A 4,771-nucleotide genomic window follows, 5' to 3' on the forward strand; every position below is an offset into this window, starting at 1 on the left:
GGTGCTGCGCAGGGATCCGCGGTCGCGCAAGATCGCCAACGTCTACCTGATCTCGTCCGCCGCGGGCATCGCCGCGTGCGTGGTGCGGCTGCTGACGGCCTATATCCCGGCGCTGCAGCAGCACGACGGCGGCACCACGATGGTCTGGGTCTTCGCCTGCATGTGCGGCGCGGGATTCGCGCTGACCTCGGCCGAGTCCTGGCGCCAGAAGACCAAGTGGTTCAGCAGCGCGTCCCAGTGACCGCCTAGACCGAGCGGCTACCCCGCGACGGGCCTGGACACTCCGCAGAACGGCGCACCCAGATCGGGCACCGTCTGATAGCCGCGCCTGCGCGCCCGCGCCGCATCGCGCCGGATCAAGACGCCGAGGCCGGCGAACGTCGCCTGGTCCAGCACCATTCGCGTCAACAGCCGGTTGTGTACGAAGCCGAACGCCAACCCGCTGCTCGGATCGGCCCATCCGACCGACCCGGCGAGCCCGGCATGGCCGAAGCCGGGCATCAATCCCGGCGGCACCGGCAGCGAGTGGTACCCGAGGTTGAAGCTCAGCGGCATGACGATGTTGCGGTCCGGCCAATAGCTCGGCCGCCCGGTCAGCATCGCGACCCGCTCCTCGGAGAGGAACTGCTTGCCCTCGATGCGGCCGCCGTTGGCGATCGCACCGTACAGCTTGGCCAGGCTCCTGGCGGTCGCGACGCCGTTGGCCGCCGGGATCTCGGCGTCCAAGAACGGGGTGTCACCCTGGACCACCGATTTCATGCCGGGGAAGTACATCGAGCCGAAGATGCCGGAGACCCCGAGCGCCGCGACGCGCGGGGCAACGAAGTTGAAGACGGGGTTGGCCATCGCGCCCTGCGGCGCGAGGATCTGCGCGGCGCGGGTCGGCGCGTCGACCGGTGGCCGGCCCAGGTGCAGGCCGTCGGTGTCGAGCGGCTCGGCCAATTCCTCGCGGATGAGATCGCGCATGCCCTTACCGGTGATCGCGCGGCCCAGCCCGGACATCAGCCAGCCGTAGGTCAGCGCGTGATAGGCCTGATGGCCGAACAGCAGCTTGTTGACGGACGCGGCCGCGACTCGCCGCTCCATGGCGCGGTGGTCGAGCAGTTCAGCCTTGGTGCACCCGTTGAGGTGTGACAGGCCGGCCCGGTGCTGCATCAGCTCGCGCACCGTGATGGCGGCCTTGCCCTTCACGCCGAACTCGGGCCAGTATTCGGCGACCGGGGTGTCGTAGTCGATCAGGCCGCGGTCGGCGAGGCGGTGGATGACGGTCGACGCCAGCCCCTTGGTGACCGAGAAGACCATCGCGCCGGTGTCGGCGTTCCAGAACTGGGTGCCGCGGCGGTCCGAGTAGCCGGTCCATATGTCGACGACCGGCTCACCGTGAAGGTATATCGTCAGCGCGCCGCCGCCGTACCGGCGACCGGGGAACAATCGCGAGAAAGCCCGCAAGCTGCACGCGAAGTTGGAATCCGCCGCGCCCTGGACACCGTGCGGAAGCGCGACGCTGCGCTCCCGGTAGTTGACACCCGTCACAATTTATTCAATTTACTCGTAGCCCCGGCAAATAAACCTGGCGTTACCTATTTGTTAGGTTCACTCACGTCAGAGGCATCGAGCAAGTGCTGCGCAGCAAGCGCGGGCGTGAGCTCACCGTCGCGCACCTGGCGCTCGATCTCGGCGCGGACCCGCTTCACGTTCGGATTCGACAGCACCCGGTCGAGGACCGCATCGCGCACCATCGACCAGGTCCACTCGACTTGCTGGGCGCGCCTCCGACTCTCGAACTCCCCCGCCTCGGTGAGCACGTCGCGGTGTTTGAGCACCGTCGCCCACAGCTCCTCGAGGCCGGTTCCTTCCAGCGCGCTCATCGTGAGAACCGGTGGGCGCCAGAGTGTTTCGCGCGGATAGATGAGGCGGATCGCACCGGAGAGCTCACGCGCTGCCCGCTTGGCCTCGATCGCGTGCTCACCGTCGGCCTTGTTCACCACGACGATGTCGGCGAGTTCGAGCACACCCTTCTTGATGCCCTGCAACTGGTCGCCGGTGCGGGCGAGGGTGAGGAACACGAACGTGTCGACCATGTTCGCGACCGTCACCTCGGACTGGCCCACGCCGACCGTCTCGACCAGCACCACGTCGAACCCTGCCGCCTCCAACAACACGATCGTCTCGCGCGTGGCCTTGGCGACCCCGCCCAGCGTTCCCGAGGTGGGCGACGGGCGGATGTAGGCGTCGGGGTGCACGGCCAACTGGGCCATCCGGGTCTTGTCACCCAGGATCGAGCCTCGGGTGCGCGTGGACGACGGGTCGACGGCCAGCACCGCGACGCGGTGACCCTGCTCGATCAGGTACATGCCGAGCGCTTCGATCGTCGTCGACTTGCCGACGCCGGGCACCCCGGTGATCCCGACGTGTAGCGAGCTGCCCGCGTGCGGGGTCAGCTTCAGCAGCAGTTCCTGCGCCTGCTCGCGGTGGTCGGCGCGCGTCGACTCGACCAGCGTGATGGCCCTCGCCAGGGCGGCACGGTCGCCGTCCACCACGGCGGCCGCGAGGTCGGCGGTCCGGTCGGCCATCTAGTCGAGGCGGTAGCCCAGCCGCTCGGCCAGCTTGTGCAGCAGGCCGACCGCCGCGTCGGCGATGACGGTGCCGGGCGGGAAGATCGCGGTGGCGCCCGCGGCGTAGAGCTCGTCGAAGTCGCCCGGCGGAATGACCCCGCCGACGACGATCATGATGTCGGGCCTGCCGACCTCGGCGAGAGCCTCGCGCAGGGCGGGCACCAGGGTGAGGTGCCCGGCCGCCAGCGATGAGACGCCCACGACGTGCACGTCGTTGTCAGCCGCCTGCCGCGCGACCTCTTCGGGCGTGGAGAACAACGAGCCGACGTCGACGTCGAATCCGATGTCGGCGAACGCGGTTGCGATCACCTTCTGCCCGCGATCGTGTCCGTCCTGGCCCATCTTCGCGATCAGGATGCGCGGCTGGCGACCGTCGGCTTCGGCGAACTTCTGCACCAGGTCGGTGGCTTTCGTGATGTTGCTGACGCCGTTCCCCCCCAACTCATCGCGGTAGACGCCGGCGATCGTACGGATCTCGGCGACGTGGCGCCCGTAAACCCGCTCGAGCGCATCGGAGATCTCGCCGACGGTGGCCTTGGCGCGCGCGGCGTTGATCGCCAGGGCGAGCAGGTTGTTGCCGAGCCCGTCGCCGCCCGCGGCCTCGCGGGTGCCCGCCGCCCGGCTCAGCTCGGCCAGCGCGGCGTCCACCTCGGCCTGGTCGCGTTCGGAACGCAACCGTTCGAGTTTGGCGATCTGCTCGGCGCGCACCCGGCTGTTCTCGACCTTGAGGACCTCGACCTCGTGGTCCTCGTCGACCTGGTACTTGTTGACGCCGATCACGGTCTGCTGCCCGGAGTCGATCCGCGCCTGCGTGCGCGCGGCGGCCTCCTCGATGCGCAATTTCGGGATGCCGTCGGAGATGGCCTGGGCCATCCCGCCGTGCTCGACGACCTCTCCGATGTGCATCCGCGCGGCGGTCGCGAGTTGATGGGTGAGCCACTCGACGTAGTACGAGCCGCCCCACGGGTCGATCGGGCGCGTGGTGCCCGACTCCTGCTGCAGCAGCAACTGGGTGTTGCGGGCGATGCGGGCCGAGAAGTCGGTGGGCAGCGCCAGGGCCTCGTCGAGCGCGTTGGTGTGCAGCGACTGGGTGTGTCCCTGGGTGGCCGCCATCGCCTCGATGCACGTGCGGGCGACGTTGTTGAACGGATCCTGCGCGGTCAACGACCAGCCCGACGTCTGCGAATGTGTGCGCAGCGAGAGCGATTTCGGGTTCTTCGGGTTGAACTCGGCGACCAGCTCGCTCCACAGCAGCCGGCCGGCCCGCAGCTTGGCGACCTCCATGAAGAAGTTCATGCCGATGCCCCAGAAGAACGACAGCCGCGGTGCGAACTTGTCGACGTCGAGCCCGGCGTCGAGACCCGCCTTGATGTACTCGACACCGTCGGCCAGCGTGTAGGCCAGCTCGAGATCGGCTGTCGCACCGGCTTCCTGGATGTGGTAGCCGGAGATCGAGATCGAGTTGAACTTCGGCATCTTGGCGCTGGTGTAGCCGAAGATGTCGGAGATGATCCGCATCGACGCCTGCGGCGGATAGATGTAGGTGTTGCGGACCATGAACTCTTTGAGGATGTCGTTCTGAATGGTCCCGGCGAGCTTCTCCGGCGGCACGCCCTGCTCTTCGGCGGCGACGACGTACAGCGCCAGGATCGGGAGGACGGCGCCGTTCATCGTCATCGACACCGACACCGTGGACAGGTCGATGCCGTCGAAGAGCTGGCGCATGTCGAGGATGGAATCGATTGCCACACCGGCCATTCCGACATCGCCCTGCACCCGCGGGTGGTCGGAGTCGTAACCGCGATGGGTGGCCAGGTCGAACGCGACCGACAGGCCCTTCTGGCCCGCGGCGAGGTTGCGCCGGTAGAACGCGTTGGACTCCGCCGCGGTGGAGAAGCCCGCGTACTGCCGGATGGTCCACGGCTGGTTGACGTACATCGTCGGGTACGGCCCGCGCACGAACGGCGGTTCACCCGGGAAGGTGTCGAGCGGATAGCCGGCGGCGACGGCGGCATCGCGGTCGGCGCCGATGTAGACGGGTTTGACGTCTATGCCCTCCGGCGTCACCCAGTCCACCTGATCGGCGCCGTATCCGTGTGCCGCGGCGGCCGCCTCGACGTGCGCGGTGACGGCTTCCTCGGTCGGCGCCTCCGCAC

3 protein-coding genes and 1 pseudogene are annotated in these 4,771 nt (G+C 68.4%); 1 reads left to right on the forward strand and 3 read right to left on the reverse strand.

Going from position 1 to position 4,771, the window contains the following annotated elements; all coding sequences use genetic code 11:
- A pseudogene (locus tag A5698_RS13500) lies at positions 1-241 on the forward strand (hypothetical protein); the annotation flags it as partial.
- A 17-nt stretch (positions 242-258) separates the two neighbouring features.
- On the opposite strand, the gene lipL reads toward A5698_RS13500, so the two are convergent.
- The 3 genes from lipL to scpA form a co-directional block, all read right to left on the reverse strand.
- Positions 259-1,533 (reverse strand): esterase/beta-lactamase LipL, encoded by a 1,275-nt coding sequence (lipL, locus tag A5698_RS13505; protein WP_068297479.1) that lies wholly within the window; start codon positions 1,531-1,533, stop codon positions 259-261.
- A gap of 47 nt (positions 1,534-1,580) precedes the next feature.
- Positions 1,581-2,573, reverse strand: coding sequence for a methylmalonyl Co-A mutase-associated GTPase MeaB (gene meaB / locus A5698_RS13510; protein WP_068297483.1), 993 nt, complete (start codon positions 2,571-2,573; stop codon positions 1,581-1,583).
- A partial coding sequence (gene scpA / locus A5698_RS13515) for a methylmalonyl-CoA mutase (RefSeq protein WP_068297486.1) occupies positions 2,574-4,771 on the reverse strand: 2,198 nt, incomplete at its 5' end. It abuts the gene before it with no gap.

This window comes from Mycobacterium sp. E136 (genome assembly GCF_001666865.1).
GTDB lineage: Bacteria > Actinomycetota > Actinomycetes > Mycobacteriales > Mycobacteriaceae > Mycobacterium.